The 18,017-nt window shown below is 55.1% G+C and carries 14 protein-coding genes; 2 read left to right on the forward strand and 12 right to left on the reverse strand.

Annotated features, from left to right (window positions below; genetic code table 11):
- Positions 1 to 74 precede the first annotated feature (74 nt).
- Positions 75 to 2,849, forward strand: a complete 2,775-nt coding sequence (locus AC5YUO_RS24190) for a glycosyltransferase (protein WP_496155553.1) — start codon at positions 75 to 77, stop codon at positions 2,847 to 2,849.
- Positions 2,850 to 2,972: 123 nt separating this feature from the next.
- Here the strand turns inward: AC5YUO_RS24190 and AC5YUO_RS24195 are convergent, their stop codons facing one another.
- From AC5YUO_RS24195 to AC5YUO_RS24250, 12 genes are all read right to left on the reverse strand, one after another.
- Positions 2,973 to 4,760: a rhamnan synthesis F family protein gene (locus AC5YUO_RS24195; RefSeq protein ID WP_496155554.1), complete on the reverse strand. Its 1,788-nt coding sequence runs from the start codon at positions 4,758 to 4,760 to the stop codon at positions 2,973 to 2,975.
- An 80-nt stretch (positions 4,761 to 4,840) separates the two neighbouring features.
- Positions 4,841 to 5,686, reverse strand: coding sequence for a glycosyltransferase family 2 protein (locus AC5YUO_RS24200; RefSeq protein ID WP_496155555.1), 846 nt, complete (start codon positions 5,684 to 5,686; stop codon positions 4,841 to 4,843).
- A 2-nt stretch (positions 5,687 to 5,688) separates the two neighbouring features.
- Positions 5,689 to 6,954 carry a rhamnan synthesis F family protein gene (locus tag AC5YUO_RS24205; RefSeq protein ID WP_496155556.1) on the reverse strand — a complete coding sequence of 422 codons (1,266 nt, stop codon included), beginning with the start codon at positions 6,952 to 6,954 and terminating at the stop codon, positions 5,689 to 5,691.
- 179 nt (positions 6,955 to 7,133) lie between these two features.
- Entirely contained in the window at positions 7,134 to 8,000 is an 867-nt protein-coding gene (rfbA, locus tag AC5YUO_RS24210) for a glucose-1-phosphate thymidylyltransferase RfbA (RefSeq protein ID WP_496155557.1), read from the reverse strand.
- Positions 7,997 to 8,890 carry a dTDP-4-dehydrorhamnose reductase gene (rfbD, locus tag AC5YUO_RS24215; protein ID WP_496155558.1) on the reverse strand — a complete coding sequence of 298 codons (894 nt, stop codon included), beginning with the start codon at positions 8,888 to 8,890 and terminating at the stop codon, positions 7,997 to 7,999. Before rfbD ends, rfbA begins: the two co-directional genes overlap by 4 nt.
- A gap of 4 nt (positions 8,891 to 8,894) precedes the next feature.
- Positions 8,895 to 9,950, reverse strand: a complete 1,056-nt coding sequence (gene rfbB / locus AC5YUO_RS24220) for a dTDP-glucose 4,6-dehydratase (RefSeq protein WP_496155559.1) — start codon at positions 9,948 to 9,950, stop codon at positions 8,895 to 8,897.
- A 2-nt stretch (positions 9,951 to 9,952) separates the two neighbouring features.
- Positions 9,953 to 10,522, reverse strand: a complete 570-nt coding sequence (gene rfbC, locus AC5YUO_RS24225) for a dTDP-4-dehydrorhamnose 3,5-epimerase (protein ID WP_496155560.1) — start codon at positions 10,520 to 10,522, stop codon at positions 9,953 to 9,955.
- 186 nt (positions 10,523 to 10,708) lie between these two features.
- Positions 10,709 to 11,605, reverse strand: coding sequence for a MurR/RpiR family transcriptional regulator (locus AC5YUO_RS24230; protein WP_269343237.1), 897 nt, complete (start codon positions 11,603 to 11,605; stop codon positions 10,709 to 10,711).
- Positions 11,606 to 11,702: 97 nt separating this feature from the next.
- Positions 11,703 to 12,665: an ABC transporter substrate-binding protein gene (locus AC5YUO_RS24235; protein ID WP_496155561.1), complete on the reverse strand. Its 963-nt coding sequence runs from the start codon at positions 12,663 to 12,665 to the stop codon at positions 11,703 to 11,705.
- Positions 12,666 to 12,673: 8 nt separating this feature from the next.
- The gene (locus AC5YUO_RS24240; RefSeq protein WP_496155562.1) at positions 12,674 to 13,711 is read right to left on the reverse strand and encodes a FecCD family ABC transporter permease; all 1,038 of its coding nucleotides are present in this window, start codon (positions 13,709 to 13,711) and stop codon (positions 12,674 to 12,676) included.
- Positions 13,708 to 14,751, reverse strand: a complete 1,044-nt coding sequence (locus tag AC5YUO_RS24245) for a FecCD family ABC transporter permease (RefSeq protein WP_496155563.1) — start codon at positions 14,749 to 14,751, stop codon at positions 13,708 to 13,710. The genes AC5YUO_RS24240 and AC5YUO_RS24245 overlap by 4 nt, the downstream gene beginning before the upstream one ends.
- Positions 14,748 to 15,572 carry an ABC transporter ATP-binding protein gene (locus tag AC5YUO_RS24250; protein ID WP_496155564.1) on the reverse strand — a complete coding sequence of 275 codons (825 nt, stop codon included), beginning with the start codon at positions 15,570 to 15,572 and terminating at the stop codon, positions 14,748 to 14,750. Before AC5YUO_RS24250 ends, AC5YUO_RS24245 begins: the two co-directional genes overlap by 4 nt.
- A 270-nt stretch (positions 15,573 to 15,842) precedes the next feature.
- Between AC5YUO_RS24250 and AC5YUO_RS24255 the strand changes: the two genes are divergently transcribed.
- The gene (locus AC5YUO_RS24255; RefSeq protein WP_496155565.1) at positions 15,843 to 18,014 is read left to right on the forward strand and encodes a TonB-dependent siderophore receptor; all 2,172 of its coding nucleotides are present in this window, start codon (positions 15,843 to 15,845) and stop codon (positions 18,012 to 18,014) included.
- Positions 18,015 to 18,017 lie beyond the last annotated feature (3 nt).

Raw genomic sequence — 18,017 nt, forward strand, 5'->3', positions numbered from 1 at the left:
GCAGGATCGATAAATGGTTGCTCATTCTGCACGGCTGAGGACGTTTGCGGTCATTGTAAGCGAAGGAACTAAATATGACGACTCATGGAACGCCATCGTTGCAAGATGACGCGCTGTCCTCTAACCCCGTGACAACTTCCACGATGGTGCAAGGCGCAGATTTCCTGGGCGAGATTGACGAAAGCCGCCTTATCGGTCGCTTCAGAGACGAGCTTACGGAAGGCGACAAACTGGCACTCAAAAATTTCATAGCGAAGGAATTTGGCCTCGAGCAACTCGAGGTACTGCTGGATGTGGCCAACGTGCCGACTGCCGTTGAACGACATGAGGCCGTGCGCACGCAGATTGACCTCTTATGTATTGACGTCGCGGTGGCACGGGATTGCGAAGACGAGGTGTTTGCGCGGCTTTTAAAACAGCTTTCGCCCAAGGGAATCGTCTGCATTGAATCCGGTAACAAGACCGAACGGATTAACGCGGACGTGCTCTTGGACTGCGCGTTTGAGGCAGTGATGGTGGTCCCCGGCTTTACGGTGTACGTACAAGTTGATGGCGAACGATCACCCAGTAGCGTAGGTTACCAGATAGACCTGTTCCGCCGACATCGCTATGTTAAACGCAAGCAGCAAGCAAGGCTGGCGGCTGGGCCAAAGATACCCGAAGTGGCGGTGATCGTGCTGACACATCAGCATGAAACATTCATCGCCGAATGCCTTCGTTCCGTCGTGATGCAGCGTGGCGACTTCACCATGCGTGTACTGATTATCGACGATGCGTCAGTGGATAAGACTGCACAGATTGCACGGCGTATCATCGCCGAAAACCAGAGTGACCGCATAAAAATCGAGCTTAGGATCAATTCCCAGAGTGTGGGCACGGGTGCCAACTGGGGGGCTGCCCTAAGTTGGGCAGAGGGAGCTGACTATGTGGCGCCTTGCTACGGGGATGATTTCTGGGAGTCCGAATATCGGCTCCAAGAACATCTTGATTTTCTGCGTAAATGGCCAAGTGCGGTCATGTCGTTCAATTCCACTGCTTCCTCGTTCAATGCCTCACGCCGCCACAGAAGCATGGTTGTAGCCGAAGAAATCATTACTGGTTCCACTATCGTAGAGGATAATCCGGTTATGAGCCTGGGCTGCACTTTCTACCGCGGGGAGATTGCAGATGTATTTCCCTATGAATGGCTGCTAAAGGACAATGATGAAAATCATAATTGGAAATTCAATATTTACTGCGCGCAATTCGGAACGATCGGACACTTGAATAAAGTTCTTACGTATAGTCGTAAAGAAAATCCCTCCACATCTAGAAGGTCTCCATGGAATGCATCGAGGGCTTCTGGGATTGTTTCATCAATTAATTCGATGAACAATTTGTTCGATTTTAATTATCGAGACGAATTTAGAAATGTAACTGACTTTTGTTATTCTGTTTTAGGGAATTCCATTTCTTACAACGATGATCATTCAAAAAAGATAGACCTTATCGTTCTGGATGACACATTTCCAACTCCGAAAAATGGATTTCGTTATCTTGAATTCACGTCTTATCTGCAGGAATTTCCATCGTCTTTAGTTCTCAGTACCGGGAACGCGACGAGCTTGGTGGACAGTACGCCCCATGAATTGCTCATTCTCAATTATCAACGCAAATACCCAGAATTAGGAAATAGAGTTGTCGCAAAGCGAGGTAAATTCCCGCTACATCTTGGAAAATTGATTTATGTAATGTTCCTGCACAACACATACGCGATGCTTCCGGAAATTGAGGAGGCGGGTGTGCAGTTTATATTTACTCTGTATCCCGGCGGTGGGTTTGCCTTGAACAATTCCGAGGTTGACCGTCAGCTCCAGCGGGTATTCGAGTCGCCATTTTTTAAGAAAGTCATCGTGACACAGGCGGTTATCTACGAATACCTCGTTAGAAAGGAACTATGTCCGGCTGAAAAGATAGAAGTAATTTATGGCGGCGTGATGCCTGAAGTCTCCACGGGGTCTTCGCTTCCCAAGCGTCGCTGGGGGTTTGATAAGGCGCAGTTGGACATTTGTTTTATGGCCCACAAATACACACCTCGCGGTGAGGATAAGGGCTACGACGTGTTTGTGGAGGTTGCCAAGATACTACGACAGAGCCATGACGATATCTATTTTCATGTGGCAGGGGGCTTCGATCAGCATGTCATAGATGTGAGCTCGCTGGGCGACCAGATCAAATTTTACGGCCCCCTAGGTCCCGATGCGATTGATAGCTTTTTCAAGGACATGGATATTATCCTGTCACCTAATATCAGTGGCAAGATATACTCAGGATCGACTGACGGCTTTCCAACCGGGTGTTGCGTGGAGGCTGCCATGCGCGGGACCGCTATCTTTGCTACAGATGAATTCGATTCTGCCAAGAGTTGTTACACCGATAACCAAGATCTTGTCATTGTGAATTATGATGTTAAGCACATCGTGGACAAGATTGAGCAATATTATAGCAATCCTGGCGCATTGAAGGCCGTCGGAGAAACGGGCATCAAAACAGTACGGGATGTTCATCGCCTTGAGGCGCAGATGGTGCCGCGCATTAATCTGCTGCGTGAAGCCATTCTTAATCCTCCCCCGGCTGGAGAAGCACTGCCTCTAAGAATAAAAATCGCTGGGTTGCAGTCCGAACTTGCGCAGCGTGAAGAGGAACTCGCAACGCTAGCCAAAAAGAAAAGAAAACTGTCGTTATTATTGCGCGGATTGAGGCGCTTTCTGACCGGCCGCTCGAATACGACAGCCAAAGAGATGTTCCATGTTTTTCGTTCTGCTGGATTTAGAGGCCTAAGGCGAACCTTGCGCGACATCGGAAGCTGAATATGTCTTCGGAGGAGAGAGCGCCATTTTTAAAGGGCGCTCTCTCACCGATGATCTCGAAACGACCATTCATGCAGAAGATTCCTGCGAGTGGCATGGGTCCACGCCAGCGAACACAATTTTCTATCGAGGGTTATTTCTAACGCCAGGTATGAGATCGTGCTTGAAGTCATGACCGACGAGAAACTCGACGACCTCGGTTATATTTTCGTCAGCAGTTGCATCTTTGATAATCTGCGTTTTTACAAAAGGGAATCCTCTTTTAATTAACTCTCTCCAGCAGTGGATTGTAGGGTTATGATGCCAATTTCCACGGTTGGGGTCTGTTTCATAAAGAGGGCCACATGTCAGTCCCGCGTGGATTAATTTGCTTGTCATCCCAATTTCATACAACGCGATAATCCGGCTCTTATCTTGCCACGCTAGAACAGAGGCCCAGAACTTTCTGACTGTTTGAGACTTCAGAGCTTTTTGATTAAGATGGATAAAATAGCTTTGCAGGTGACGTCTGCCTATTGTGCTATCAGTTAATCCGGTAACATCGTATGGAGATGCGGACAGTTGGCTGAGAAGTGGCTTCAATGAGGGCCCCTTCGGTATCATGCTGTCGTTTGCGAAAAGAAGGGTTTCTGCCTCCCAAACTTCCGGACGTTTCCGCAGTGCTGCTGCCCAGAGGGCGAAATCATGACCGTCGTTCGCGCGAGCCGCGAAGCCATCGCAGAATGCCTCTCCAGGGTCTTTGCCGTCTTTGGGAGACGTGAGGCTCACGCCAAGAGCATAAATGTGAAACCCGTGATCCTTAAGCGCCCTCATGTAAGCCAGCGCGTGAGGTGCGAACTGACCATCCTCCCGAAGTAGTCCGACGAACAGACAGCAGTTCTTGTTCGCTGGATTTGCAAGGGGGCGATGTTCCACCCATTCAGCTTGCATGACCGAGCGGCCAATAATCTGGTCGCCACCATTCAAAGGCATTGGACTTATTGCGAAACCTGCTTTCTCAACGACTGCCGGGATGAGCCTGAGCAACGCGTCGGAGTCGTAGATGCCACTATCGACATCGGCAGACTCAATATTCATCGTTTTTATCCAAATGAGCGCGGATTTGCGCACTAGACACACTGCGGGAAAGGAAGGACTGTTGTCGATCTCTGCGAGATCGAGATTCATAACTTGCGCCAGCCGTCTGGTTTTCCTTTCGTGTTTCTTTCCGCTTCGCCCACTGTTGTCAACGTCCCAGGTCAAAAGCCCAATTCCAGGATTGGCCCGCATAAAATTCCACGCGGGACCTAGTTGGGAAGATCCTTTACCAAAACGCTGCTCGAGCAAATACTGGATCGCGGGCCGACTGGGCTCAGAAAATTTCTTTTCATTTGCCACAAACACGAATTCGTCTTCGCCACTATTTATTTCGTCCAGGAGGTCTTCCAGCACCGTAGCAGAAAAGAAACCCTCTTTCACCGGGTGAAATGGCCAAGAGCCATCAACTCCTTTGGGCAGTCGAAAGTTATGAAATGCCAGCCGTTCTATATTGGAGGCGGCGCGCTCCATGAAGCGCCCGAGCGTTATTTCACGTAACTGAACTCCCGTAGAGGTTCGGATGTCCGGCCAGTAAGAACCTTGTTTACGCCGAACGTCGTCGAGCATCTCTCTTATCTTTATTCCGATGGGCCGACGTTTCCTGTTTCTCGGAATAACCAACACCTCAATAGGCGCCATAGACGTAAATTTCAGGGTATTTTTCCCCTGAATAGTTCTTATTACAAAATATGATTTTGTTTTTTGGAGACTCAGCAAGTATGATTCTTGTTTGCCGCCGGCGTCGATTTCTACCGCGCAAAGACCGATATCTTGCGTTTTCACGACAAAATAGTGTTTATTTACTGTCGATATCGAAATTTGCGTTGTAAACATCAAAACCCTTGGCTCATTGCAATCACTCTTATCTCGTATTTGGCTTTTCACTACGCAACGGCATCAAACGCGGTATTTTTTCATGTCGCCTCGCGACATGCGCTGATGATGCCTTGGAAGAATCCCAGCGCTTTAGCGCGACGTCGAGCTGAAAAAAGCATTTCAGGCGAAAGAAACAAAAATGCAGCTTGGCAGAGCGTCGACAACAACGGGAAAGGACGAAGGTGCTTTTTTCCCGTATAAATTCTTGATCTAGCCATATGATAAGCTTTGAAACGAGCAATCTCGGGTGAGCGACCCGACGAGTGCCCACTAGTATGCACTATGAGTGCATCTCGGACAAACATAAGCGGTCCAATTTTCGCGAGCCTGAGCGAGAGATCATCATCCTCGTGATAAAGAAATATGTTTGGATCGAAGCCTTTGGTATCGCTAAATGTAGCGCTCGCAACGAAAATTGCGGCTCCGCTCAATATGGAAATGGGCCTGTCTTGAGTGGGCCACCCCCGAGGCATATATTGCTGACGTGGCAGAAGCCAGGAGCGCCGTTTGAAATAAGGTGTAGAGTCACCGTTTGCAATTCGAGGATTGAAGGCAGAAGCCGCCGGATAGCGTTCGGCCGCGATGAGCAAGGCATCGAGAGCGCCATCGGTTAACCGTGCATCTGGATTTAGAAATAATAACCAGGGTGTACTAGCCGCCTGTGCGCCGGCATTGCACCCGCGCCCAAATCCTTCATTTTTATCAAGCTTTATGACACGTATGTCGCGATTGTCAGGAAAATCACTAAACCGATTATTTCCGCCATTATCCACGAGTATGATAGGCGTTTTTTCAGGAACGGACGCAATCATTCCGCGGATAACGTCTTCGCTTCTGTAGCATACCGAAATTACAGTTACGTCTGCCGCGGATAGATTTGGCACTCTCAAATAAACTCCACCATCGATATTGTTCCGTTACGCGGTGCCGGTTGGTTTGCCGCTATCTTGTAGCCGGCTTTCCTGACAATAGCGGAAAAAACACGTTCCAAACCATGTTGGAGTGTACCCTTCTTGGCTCCGTTTTCTGGTTGAAAATCTTTGAGGCCTATATTGGCCCGGCTAAGCAGTTCGAATGCCGCGGGACGAAACCAAAACATCGTTCCCACGAAGAATTGCGTGTCCTGAGGGTCGAAGGTCACATCCGCTCGTTTAAATACCTCCCGCATGTGAGCCAACTCGTTCTTTATGTATTGTGATACAGGTTTTCCTCTAACCGGCAAACTCAAGTTTCGTGGACCGATAAGGCCGAGTTCGGGATTCTCGGAAAAGGACTTCAGTATATGTGCGCCGGCACCATTCGCTAAAAGACAGGCAAGTGTGTAGCGACGAATTCGATGTCCGGAGAGGGTTTCGTTGCCGTTCTTTCGGGATAGTTTGCCGTGAATCTTGCAAACGGCATCATAATTCTCAAAAATTCCTCGCTTCAAAAGTTCCATGAATGGCCCGACATCTCGGCCGCGATTTTCCATGTGGATGATCCGGGCGTTTGGAAACGTCGCAAGCACTTCGTCCCGAAAATTAGAATCTTGAGCCGTAACACTTATGACGACGTCCATGTCCACAGCGTTCTGAAGGAGGGTGGACCTAATTTCCGGCCATGTTTCCATGTAGTGTAGATGAACATAAACGCAGGCCCGTACTGGCGGATGTGAAATTGCGTTTTCAGAGAGATCGAACATGGGCCATCCCTCATCTAGCCAATCCCACCCGTTGTTTTCTTTCGATAAATCATCAAGCCCATATAAACGCAGAGCGCGATATTCGACGTTGGCGAATGCCGCAGCTTCCGCCACCTCTTGATCACCGAAAAGACAAAGAAGTTTCTCTCCAGGGCCGAAACTTTGAAGCCGATGACGTTGAATAGCGGCCCATGCCTTTTGTAGTGAAAAGAATTTCTGGGAGACAGGTATAAAATCAATACTTGTTTCTCGCTCGCCGGGCTTGTTAGCTAGAAAGCGAATATTTCCTGCTTTGACAGGTTTTTGTAGATGCAGGGCGTATCGCAATTGGCCGTTGCTCAAATCCAGTCTGCAACACCGTTCGACATCATCCGCGTCGACAAGTTCAATCGCTTGGACGTCGGGATCAATGTTCTGAAACGAGAGTTTGTAATATCCGGGTTCTAGAGAAATTGTCTTCACTTGAGGCATCTGACAGTCCATCCCAAAGGCCGTTTAATCAAGCAGGAACGGACGGAGAAGAATGCGTCCGATTGCTTTGCCGATCTTTATCTAGATAAGCGTATGTTGACGGTTTTGCCCTTGATGTAACCCCAGTTGAGTTTGGGTAAGGAGCGCTCGCTCCTTATTGCTCAATACATGAAAGTGGATCATACATTCGCAAGTTTACGCAAGTAAACGCCATAATCGCCCTTGCCCGCTTTTTCGGCGATTTCGGCAAATTGCGACTTGCTAATGAAGCCTTTGCTCAAGGCGATCTCTTCCGGGCAGGCGATCTTGAAGCCCTGTCGCTTTTCGAGCGTTCGCACGAATTCACCAGCTTCGAGAAGACTTTCCGGCGTGCCGGTATCAAGCCAGGCGTAACCGCGTCCCATGATGGATACTTTCAGCTTGCCACGCTCGAGATAGGTTCGATTTACATCCGTAATTTCGTATTCGCCGCGCGCGGACGGTTTTAGATTGGCGGCGATATCGACCACATCGGCATCGTAAAAATAAAGACCGGTGACCGCCCAGTTGGATTTGGGCTTTGCCGGCTTTTCTTCGATGGAGAGGGCGCGCATTTCGCTATCGAAATCGACCACACCATAACGTTCGGGATCGTTCACATGATAGGCGAAAACCGTCGCTCCGTCCTTAACGCCCGTGCCAGCCTGCAGAAGCTCGGGTAATCCATGGCCGTAATAGATGTTGTCACCCAGGATAAGGCAGGATGGCGAACCCGCCACGAAGTCTGCGCCGATCATATATGCCTGCGCCAGCCCATCCGGGCTCGGCTGGACCGCATATTCAATGGAAAGACCCCATTTTGAACCATCACCCAGAAGAGACTGGAAAAGCGGCATGTCATGGGGTGTCGAGATAATCAAAATCTCGCGAATGCCGGCCAGCATCAGCGTGGTCAGCGGGTAATAGATCATCGGCTTGTCGTAGACCGGCAGGATCTGCTTCGAAACCGCCAATGTCATCGGATGCAGACGCGTGCCGCTGCCACCGGCCAGAATGATACCCTTCATGGCTTTTCCTTTTTGCTCTGCGCAAGAGCGGTGACCACCGCGCGCGTTGATATTTGCCAGCTCGGTAACCTTATGCCGTAAACCTCTTCCAGCTTGCTGCAGTCAAGCCGCGAGTTTGCGGGGCGCCGGGCCGGGGTAGGGTATTGCGCAGTCGTGATGTCGTTGACGATCATCGACTTTCCGCCGTTTTCTGCAGAAAATGCGAATATCTGTTTTGCGAAATTCGCCCAGTTCGTTTCACCGGTTCCAGAAAGATGAAAAACCCCACGAAGGCGAGCTGAGGAATCTTCCACCAGCTTTTTTGCGACTGCGACGATCGCCGTAGCGATGTCGTTGGCCGAGGTAGGGCATCCGAACTGGTCCGCAACCACGTTGATCTCGTCGCGGCTCTCGCTCAGTCGGAGCATGGTTTTTACGAAATTGTTGCCATATTCCGAATAGACCCAAGCGGTCCGCAGAACTGCATAGTTGTCGGTCGTCTCGGAAACGGCTCGTTCGCCTTCAAGTTTTGAGCGGCCGTAGATGGAGGTAGGGCCGGTCGGATCGCTTTCGACATAAGCGGTGTCCTTGGTGCCGTCGAAAACATAATCCGTAGAAAGATGAATGACGGGAATGCCGATCTCACTTGCCGCTTGTGCGACAGCCCTTGCTCCATCCCGATTAACGGCAAAAGCAATGTCCGGCTCGCTTTCGGCCTTGTCGACAGCGGTATAGGCCGCAGCCGATACCACGAGATCGGGCTTGACCTCGCGTAGCGCCTTCAAAACAGTCTCAGGCCGTGCAAGGTCAAGTTCCGGTCGACCAAGAGCTACGATCTCCAGTTCCCCATTCGCCAATGCCTGAAGGGCGCTGACGACCTGACCATTTTTGCCCGTAACTGCCAGCCGCATTCGCTCAGCCCTTTGTCAGAACGCCGAGGCGTTCTCCGGCGTAAACACCCTCGCGGAGCGGCTGCCACCACCACGCATTGTCGAGATACCATTCCACGGTCTTGCGGATGCCGGTGGTGAAATTCTCCTGCGCTTTCCAGCCGAGTTCGGTTTCGAGCTTCGTCGCGTCAATGGCATAGCGTGCATCGTGGCCGGGGCGATCCGTCACATATTTGATAAGCTCGGCATAGGGCTTCGATTGCGGGCGCAGCTCGTCGAGGATGGAGCAGATGCAGTTGACGACATCGATGTTCTTCTGTTCGTTTCTGCCGCCAACATTATACTTCTCGCCGGCAAGGCCCTTTTGAACGATGAGCCAAAGGGCGCGAGCATGGTCTTCCACATAAAGCCAGTCGCGGATATTGGCACCGTTTCCATAGACCGGCAGCGGTTTGCCTTCCAGCGCGTTAAGGATGATCAGCGGAATGAGCTTTTCCGGGAAATGGAATGGGCCATAGTTGTTGGAGCAGTTGGAAATCACGACCGGGAGGCCGTAGGTGCGCTGCCAGGCCGTTGCAAGATGATCGCTCGCCGCTTTCGAAGCCGAGTATGGTGACGAAGGGTCGTAAGATGTGGTTTCTTCGAAAAGACCATTCTCCCCGAGAGAGCCGTAAACCTCGTCTGTCGAAACATGCAACATGCGGAAATTCGCCTTCGCGTCTTCCGCAAGGCCGCTCCAATATTGCCGTGCTGCCTCCAGCATCGTGAAAGTGCCGTTGATATTGGTTTGAATAAAATCCGCGGCGCCGGTTATGGAGCGGTCGACATGGCTCTCGGCGGCCAGATGCATCACGTAATCCGGCTGAAATGTCGCGAATGCCTCATTCATCGCCGCCCGGTCACATATATCGGCCTGAAGAAAGCGGTGATTGGGTGCATTTTCGATCGGCTTGAGGGAAGCCAGATTTCCTGCATATGTCAGCTTGTCGACAGTGAGAACATCTGCGCCAACCTCGCTCACGAGATAACGTACGAGGGCCGAGCCGATAAATCCGGCGCCGCCGGTAACTAGAACGCGCATCATCAGTTCCCAGTATTTTGGTAAGTGAAATATTCAGGCAATTCGGACAGAAGCGGCTGCTTTGCATCCTTGTCGGAAAGGATGCAGTCTTCCAGCTTCGGCCAGTTGATACCGATGGCAGGGTCATCCCATTTGACGCCGCGGTCGTTGGCCGCACTGTAGGGGGCCGTCACCTTGTATGAGATGACCGTGTCGTCAGCGAGCGTCATGAAGCCATGGGCAAACCCTGCCGGAACCCACAACTGTTCGCCATTTTCGGGCGAGAGCTCGACAGCGGCCCATTGTCCGAAGGTGGGCGATCCCGTTCTGATATCCACCGCGACATCCAGCAGCCGTCCCCGAATGCAGCGAACGAGCTTGCCCTGTGCAAAAGGTTCTGTCTGAAAATGAAGCCCTCGTACGGTTCCGGCCTGTGCGGAGAGGGATTCATTGTCCTGCACGAACTCAACATCCGCTACGTTTTCGCGAAACCACTCCCTCTTGAAAACCTCGCTGAAATAACCCCTGCTGTCGCCGAAACGAGCCGGAGTTATCTTTTTCAAGCCTGATATCGAGAATGCTTCTAGTTGCACTATGCGGATCCTGTCTGGTCTGCCTACTCAGGGTGATATGGCTTTATCGGTAGGGACAGTCAATAACGCTTTATTGATCGCCCACACAAGAGCGACGGAAACTCCTTCGGACAGTATCGAGAAAGCTTGTTTGATCACCGCCTATTTTTTGCGACTGGAGCGTGATGGGGAAGAGTTCCAAAAAAGCTAAACCCGCTTATGCGGCCTGATCGACGTCCTCAGCTCCACCAGCCGCTCCAGCGTCTCAAGGCTTCGCTCGGGGCAGGCGGCGGAGAGGGCAAGGGCCATGGTTTCCATGGCGATGAAGGTGGGGGCGTGCAGCGCCACACCTTCGTTTTTGGCGCGGGGCAGGAAGAGGCTGGCGTTGGCGTGTTTTTTGAGCACGCTGTCTTCCTGGCCGAGCAGCATGATGATGGGGACATCGAGGCGGCCGGCCTCGGCTATGGCGGTCTGGGCTTCGCGGTGGGCGCGGCCGTGCAGGAGCATGATGAGGACGTGGCCGTTTTCAAGCTCGAGCAACTGCTCGGCAAGGGTGATGCCGGTGGCGTTGAGCGCATAGGAGCGGACGCCCGAGCGCTGGAACAGCCTTGCCGCATAGGTGGCGATGATGCCGGAGGCGCCGATGCCGAGCACGCCGATGCCGCGCGCCTGCGAGAGAAGCCGCACGGCCGCCGCCATGGCTTCGCGGTTTTCCACGCTTGAAAGCATCTCCAGCGTGTTCTTCTGATTGTCGAGAACGAAATCTATCGCCGCATCGCAGTCGCCGGATATGGATTTTGTCGTCGCCGCCATTTTTTCGACGGGCGAATCCGTCACGCCCAGATAGGCCTCCAGCGTTTCCTTGAGATCGACCAGCCCCTGAAAGCCAAGCGCCTGTATGGCGCGGATAACGGTCGCATCTGACGTATTGGTCTCGAAGCCGATTTCCAGGGCCGATTTGGCGAGAACGGCATGGCGGTGGCCGTCAATATATTCGGCAACGGCAAGCAGGCCCGGCGACAGGCGGTCGCGGCGCCTGCGCAGCTGCTCACCGAAACGGTCGGTGCGCCGAAGCCTTGATGTGTGCGTTTCGCCAGCCGACATGGGTTGTTCCGTGAAGCTGAGTTTTCTACTCTTCTTCTCGGATTAGCAGCGTGCCAAGCCGCGAGGCAAGCGCTTTTGTCCGCGATGGTCGTTACCGTCACTTTTCGGCCGCCGGCCGCACCGTCAAATGTGACTGAACGGCCGAGACCATGAGGCTGAGCGCGGCATAGGAGTTGGAAATCGCTTCCTCGCGCGGCAGGAGAATGTAACGGCCATTGCGGCAGGCCTCCAGAAAATTGCAGAAACCCGGCATCACGGCTTCCATCATGTCTATTTCCGCCTGCGGCGAGGCGCCGGTATCGGAGCGATAGGGGTCGAAGATGATATCGGCATCGAGTTCCGGCAAACGTTCGGCGCTGATCTCGATGCGATCGCCATCCGGAATGGCGTCGATGATTGCGGGGAAACGGAAGCCCGCATCGCGCAGCACGCGCCCGAGCGCCCGATAGGTGTGGTAGACGCTGATCTTGCCGTTGAGCGGCTGGAACACCGAAACGGTGATGGCGCCGGTATCGACCGACGCTTTCAGCGCCTCGATCTGCGCGCGGTAGCGCCGGTCCAGCACGGCAAGACGCGCCTGTGTGCCGGTCAGCTCGGCCAGTACCTTGTAAATATGCGGCGCGCCGTCCTTGGTATTGTCGATGGCGACCGTGGGGGCGATCTGTTCCAGCTTTTCGATCGGGGTGGGGCGGTCCGGTTCGGTCACGATGAGATCGGGTTTGAGAGCAACGATCGCCTCCAGATCGGCATTGATGGAGCCTATATAGGCGATGTCGCTATTGTCGAAATCAATACCCGTCAGAATGGCGCTGGAGCGCAGATAGGGTTTGCCGTCCGCTCCCATGCGGCCGTGGCTGCCCACCGGCGTCACGCCCAGTTCGATCAGCGGAATGGTGAGGTCTATATCGTGAAGTGTCACGATACGTTTCGGTTTTACCGGAATGGAAACGTTGCGGCCGAGATCGTCGGTAAAGGTGCGGAGAGGCTCTTCGGCATGTGCCATGGCTGTGCCGAGGAACAGGCACGCGGCGGAAAGAAGAGCGAGAAGGGTTTTGCGCATGGGGAAACCTATAGGCGATGCCGGTGAAACCAGAGAAGGGCAAGAAGCGTGGGTGCGCCGACGGCGGAAAGAACGAGGCCGGTCGGCAGTTCCAGCGGTGAAAAGGCGGTTCGGGCGATGGTGTCGGCAGCCGCTACCAGCGTTGCCCCGGTCAGGCCCGCGCCGAGCGTAAGCCCGAGATAGGAACCGCCCGGCAGCAGGAGCCGGGCGATATGCGGGCCGATCAGCCCGACAAAACCGATGCTGCCGGTAAAAGACACGCAGGATGCGGTGAGGGTGACCGCAAGCGCGACATGCAGCGCCGACAGCAGGCGCGTATGAACGCCAAGCGCCGTCGCGGCATGATCGCCGAGGGCCTGCATGTCGGCGGCGCGGGCGGTCAGGGCGAGAAGGCCAAGGGCGATGACGAGGATGAAAGAGAGGATTGAAACCGCTGTCCAGCTTGCGCCCTGCAGGTTGCCGGCCATCCAGATCATCGCCGTCTGCAAATTGCGAATATCGAGCGATGCCATGAGGATAAGCAGCAAAGCCGATAAAAACCATGAAAAGCCGATGCCGGTCAGCACGAAGCGCAGGCGCGAGGTCGCGCCGGAAAACGTCAGGACGATTGCGGCACTTGCCATCCCGCCTGCAACACCCGCGACGGGGCGTAACGTTACCGGCAGGGAAGGCAGTAGGAAAAGGCAGCCCAGCACGGCAAGCGATGCGCCTTCCCGCACGCCGAGCAGGCCGGGATCGGCAAGGCCGTTGCGGGTGGTGGCCTGCATGATGGCGCCGGCAATGCCGAGCATGGCACCGGCCAGCATTGCAAGCGCCAGACGCGATAGCCGGAAGTCGAGAACCACGGCGTCGGCCATGGCGGGTTTGACATCAGTAGCAGTCAATAGCGACCAGAGCGCGGATGCCGGAATGTGCTGGCTGCCGGCGGTGAGCGACCATGCGGCGACGAGCACAAGCAAAAGGGCGAGTGCCAGCAGAATGGCGAGCCTGAGCGGCATGAAGCGAAGGGAAAAACGTCCCAGTCTTAGGGCTTGGTAGCGGTTCATTTCAGCACCCTGCGCACCAGCCAGAGGAAGACCGGCGCGCCGACAAGGCCGGTCATCGCGCCCGTGGGCAATTCTTTCGGCAGAAGGATCAGACGGGCGGCGAGATCGGCGGCGATCAAGAGAACCGCGCCACCGAGTGCTGCGATGGGTATGGAAAGCAGCAGCCGTCCCGTTTTCAGACGCGCGACGAGCGGCGGCACCACCAGACCGACGAAACCGATGGGACCGACGACGGCGATGGCCGCGCCGCAGAACAGCGAGATGGAGACAAGCGCCAGAAGCCTGGTTGAACGGACCGGCACGCCGAGCGCTGCGGCCGTGCTGTCGCCCAGCCCCAGAAGATCGAGCCGGGGCGCGACGGCGAAAGCGAGGATGAGCGCAATCAAGGCCGCGGGCAGGGCGGCGGCGATGGTTGCCATCGACACGCCGGCCGTATCGCCCACCAGCCAGAAACGCATCTGCTGCAATGTTTCTTCATTGAGAATGAGGATGGCGGAGGTGAGGGTTCCGGCAAGCGTGGAAAGCGCAATGCCGCAAAAGACGAGTTTTGCCGGCGTCAACCCCTGCCGCCCGGCGGAAGCAAGGAGAAGCACGAGCGAGAAGCTGATACCCGCGCCCATGGCCGCCAGCAATGGGCGGAACAGCGGCGCTGCGATCAGCCCGAGCGGAAGCACGGTCGCCAGAACGACGGCAAGGCTTGCCCCGGCATTCAAGCCCAGAATATGCGGCTCGCCGAGCGGATTTCGAAGCAGGGTCTGGAGCAGAAGCCCCGCTGTTCCAAGGCAGGCCCCGGCCTGCATCGCAGCCAAAAGACGCGGCAGGCGCAGGCGCATCAGAACCTGCTGGTCGAAATTGCGGGCGTCATGGGCAAATATCAGATCGTGCAGGACATGTGGCGCAACGGGACGCGGGCCGGTCGCTATATGCGCCAGCACCAGAAGCAGCATGGCGAGCAGCAGGAAAAGTGCTGCCGCGAGCGTGCGCCCATAGGCTCGCTCTCTAAGGGCAAGGATGCTTGCGCTGGTATTGCTGGGGGTCATGCCGCGCCGGCCCGTCCGGGCAGGGGAAGAAATACCGGCCGCGCCGTGACCGGATGCGTGAGCTGGGCAACTGCCATGTCGAATACATCGGCAATGATGCCGGCATCGCAGGCTGCCGCCGTTTCCAGCCGGTGCCGCAGCCGCCCGTCCTTCAGAAAAATCAGGTGATCGGCATATTGCAGGGCAAGATTGATGTCATGCAGCACCGCGACGATCGTGCGGTTGTGGAGGGTGACGAGGCCCGCCAGCATGTCCAGCACCTCTATCTGGTGGTGCAGATCGAGAAAGGTCGTCGGCTCGTCGAGAAGAATGATATCCGTCTGCTGTGCCAGCGCCATGGCGATCCAGGCGCGCTGGCGCTGGCCGCCGGAGAGGCTGTCGACCGCTCGTTCCGCCAGTTCGGACATGCCGGTCACGGAAAGCGCCTCTTCCACCGCGCGGGCGTCTTCCTCGCTCCATTGCTTCAGAAATCCCTGATGCGGGTAACGGCCCCGGGAGACGAGATCGAAAACCGAAAGCCCTTCCGGCGTATGGTTCTGCTGCGCCAGCATGCCGAGTTTCTTTGCCACATCCCGTGTCGGGTGGCGGAAGATATCGTTGCCGTTAAGAAGAATATGGCCGCGTACCGGCCGGTGCAGGCGGGCAAGTGCTGAAAGAAGCGTGGATTTTCCAGAGCCGTTCGGGCCAAGCAGGACGGTGAAGCGGTTCGGCGCGATATCGATGGACATATCCGCAAGCACGGGCGTGTCGCCATAGGCAAGCGCGATCGCCTGCGCCGCAAGGCCTGTATCCGTGCTTGTGGGTCTTATGCCGTCGTTCAAATTCGTCCCCGTCTGAATGCGTTGCCACCAGAATTATTGATGACTGTAGTAGTCAAGTATATAGCGTTCAAAAATGCGGTTTTTGCCGGTCGATTTGAACAAAAAGCGGCTGTCATGGGCTGAAATGACACGCGCGGAGGTACGAATGCACCCCTTGGTACCGACGTTTTGCCCCGTTGATGCGGAAATAAAGTTGACTACTACATTCATCAATTGAAAGAGCGGTGCATCGTCGCGATGACGATTTGGGACAGTCGGGGACAAGACAGGATGCATGACGGTTCGATGATCATTGGGGTGCGCTCGCGGGCGCTGCTGGCGTTTCTTCTGGCCGGGGTTGCCCTGCCTGCTTTTGCGCAGGAGAGTGCAACGCCGAAGAAAAATGCCGACGGGACGACCGTGCTCGAAACCATAACCGTCAATGCCGATGTCAAAAAAGGCGCGCGCGGTTATCAGCCGGTAACGACGGGCACGGCGACACGCACCGAGACGCCGATCCTCGATATTCCGCAATCGGTCAATGTGGTGACGGCTGAGGTGCTGCGCGACCAGCAAGCGCGCTCGCTGGATGAAGCGCTGGCCAATGTCAGCGGCGTCACCCAGGCCAATACGCTGGGCGGCACGCAGGACGCCGTCATCCGCCGCGGTTTCGGCGATAATCGCGACGGCTCCATCCTCGTCAACGGGCTGAAGACGGCCTTGCCGCATTCCTTCAACGATACGGTCGAGCGAGTGGAAGTGCTGAAGGGCCCTGCCTCCACGCTTTACGGCATTCTCGATCCCGGCGGCATGGTGAATGTCGTGACGAAGAAGCCGGAAGACACATTTACGGCGGAGGCCTATTCGCGCTTTTCAGCCTATGGTGCGGGCAAATACGGCACATCAGGCGGTTTCGATGTGACCGGCCCGATTGCGGGCACGGATTTTTCCTATCGCCTGATCGGTCAGGGGGAAAACAGCGATTACTGGCGTAATTTCGGTGAGAAGAAGAACTGGCTCATCGCACCGTCGCTGAAATGGAGCGGCGAGGATACCGATATCACGGTTTCCTACATGCATGAGGACTACAGCGTGCCGTTCGATCGCGGCACGATCTTCGATCCGGCGACCGGCAGGGCGATCAATGTCAGCCGCCGCCTTCGCCTTGATGAAGCCTATAACATCACCGACGGCAAATCCGATCTGGCGAGCATCGCCATAGACCGGCAACTGTCCGACGACTGGAAACTGTCGCTGAACTACGCTTATAGCCGCAACGAATATTCGGACAATCAGGCGCGCGTGATGGGTTATAATTCCCGCACCGGGCAGGTGACGCGACGGGCCGATGCGACGCAATATTCGACGATCTACAATCACGCGGTCCGGGCGGATCTGACGGGTGAGGCCGAAATCGGCGGGCTGCGCAACGACCTGCTGTTCGGTGCGTCCTATGATTACAGCGATACTCTGCGCACCGATATGCTGCGCTGCGCGAATTCCACGAATTTCAATATCAACAATCCCGTCTATGGCCGCTTGCCGGTCTGCACCACGGTGCGGGCGGTCGATAGCGACCAGACCGAAGAGCTTTCCACCGCCTCGATCTATATGCAGGATGCCCTGCATCTTAACGATCAATGGATCGCGGTCGGCGGTTTGCGTTACCAGTATTACGACATCTATGCCGGCAAGGGCCGTCCCTTCGTCGTCAATACCGAGAAGGATGGCGGCGAACTCATCCCCAATGCCGGCCTCGTCTACAAGCTCACTCCGAATGCCTCGCTTTACGCCAATGTGGCCAAAACCTTCCGCCCGCAATCATCCATCGGCGCCTATTATGGCGGGCTCGATCCGGAAGAGGGCATTTCCTATGAAGTAGGCGCCAAGTTCGATCTTTTCGCCGGGCTCAACGCCAATATCGCCCTGTTCAACGCCCGCAAGCGCAATGTCGCCTATTCGGAAGATGTCGGCGGCGTCTCCACGGTGAAGGCCGCCGGCCTCGTCCGTTCGCGCGGTGTCGAGGTCGATATTGCCGGCAGCCTGACCGACGATCTCGATCTCATCGCAAGTTATGCCTATACGGATGCGCTCGTGCTCGAGGATCCCACCTATGCCGGCAAACGCCTGCCGAATGTGGCGCGCCACACCGGCTCGCTCTTCCTCGCCTATGATGTCGGCGAGGTCGGTCCGAACGGCAATACGTTGCGCATCGGCGGCGGCGTCCGGGCGGTGGGTGAGCGCGCGGGCATCAATGACAATTCCTATAATCTGCCGGGCTATGCGGTCTTCGACGCCTTCGCCACCTATACGCTTCAGTTCGAAAAGCCGGTGACGCTGCAGCTCAATCTGAAGAACATCTTCGACAAGACCTATTACACCTCGTCCATCGGCTCCACCAGCTATGCCAATGTCGTGGGTGAGCCCTTTAATGTCAGCCTGACGGCCAGCGTGAAATTCTGACGG

Source organism: Agrobacterium sp. LEGMi-208b (assembly GCF_059511785.1).

Excerpts from the sequence above, each read along its gene's own strand:
- AC5YUO_RS24240 (WP_496155562.1), bottom strand. The coding sequence starts at position 13,711 with ATGAACCGCTACCAAGCCCTAAGACTGGGACGTTTTTCCCTTCGCTTC.
- rfbD (WP_496155558.1), bottom strand. The coding sequence starts at position 8,890 with ATGCGGCTGGCAGTTACGGGCAAAAATGGTCAGGTCGTCAGCGCCCTT.
- rfbB (WP_496155559.1), bottom strand. The coding sequence starts at position 9,950 with ATGCGCGTTCTAGTTACCGGCGGCGCCGGATTTATCGGCTCGGCCCTC.
- AC5YUO_RS24190 (WP_496155553.1), top strand. The coding sequence starts at position 75 with ATGACGACTCATGGAACGCCATCGTTGCAAGATGACGCGCTGTCCTCT.
- AC5YUO_RS24195 (WP_496155554.1), bottom strand. The coding sequence starts at position 4,760 with ATGTTTACAACGCAAATTTCGATATCGACAGTAAATAAACACTATTTT.
- AC5YUO_RS24245 (WP_496155563.1), bottom strand. The coding sequence starts at position 14,751 with ATGACCCCCAGCAATACCAGCGCAAGCATCCTTGCCCTTAGAGAGCGA.
- AC5YUO_RS24255 (WP_496155565.1), top strand. The coding sequence starts at position 15,843 with ATGCATGACGGTTCGATGATCATTGGGGTGCGCTCGCGGGCGCTGCTG.
- AC5YUO_RS24235 (WP_496155561.1), bottom strand. The coding sequence starts at position 12,665 with ATGCGCAAAACCCTTCTCGCTCTTCTTTCCGCCGCGTGCCTGTTCCTC.
- AC5YUO_RS24205 (WP_496155556.1), bottom strand. The coding sequence starts at position 6,954 with ATGCCTCAAGTGAAGACAATTTCTCTAGAACCCGGATATTACAAACTC.
- AC5YUO_RS24230 (WP_269343237.1), bottom strand. The coding sequence starts at position 11,605 with ATGTCGGCTGGCGAAACGCACACATCAAGGCTTCGGCGCACCGACCGT.
- rfbA (WP_496155557.1), bottom strand. The coding sequence starts at position 8,000 with ATGAAGGGTATCATTCTGGCCGGTGGCAGCGGCACGCGTCTGCATCCG.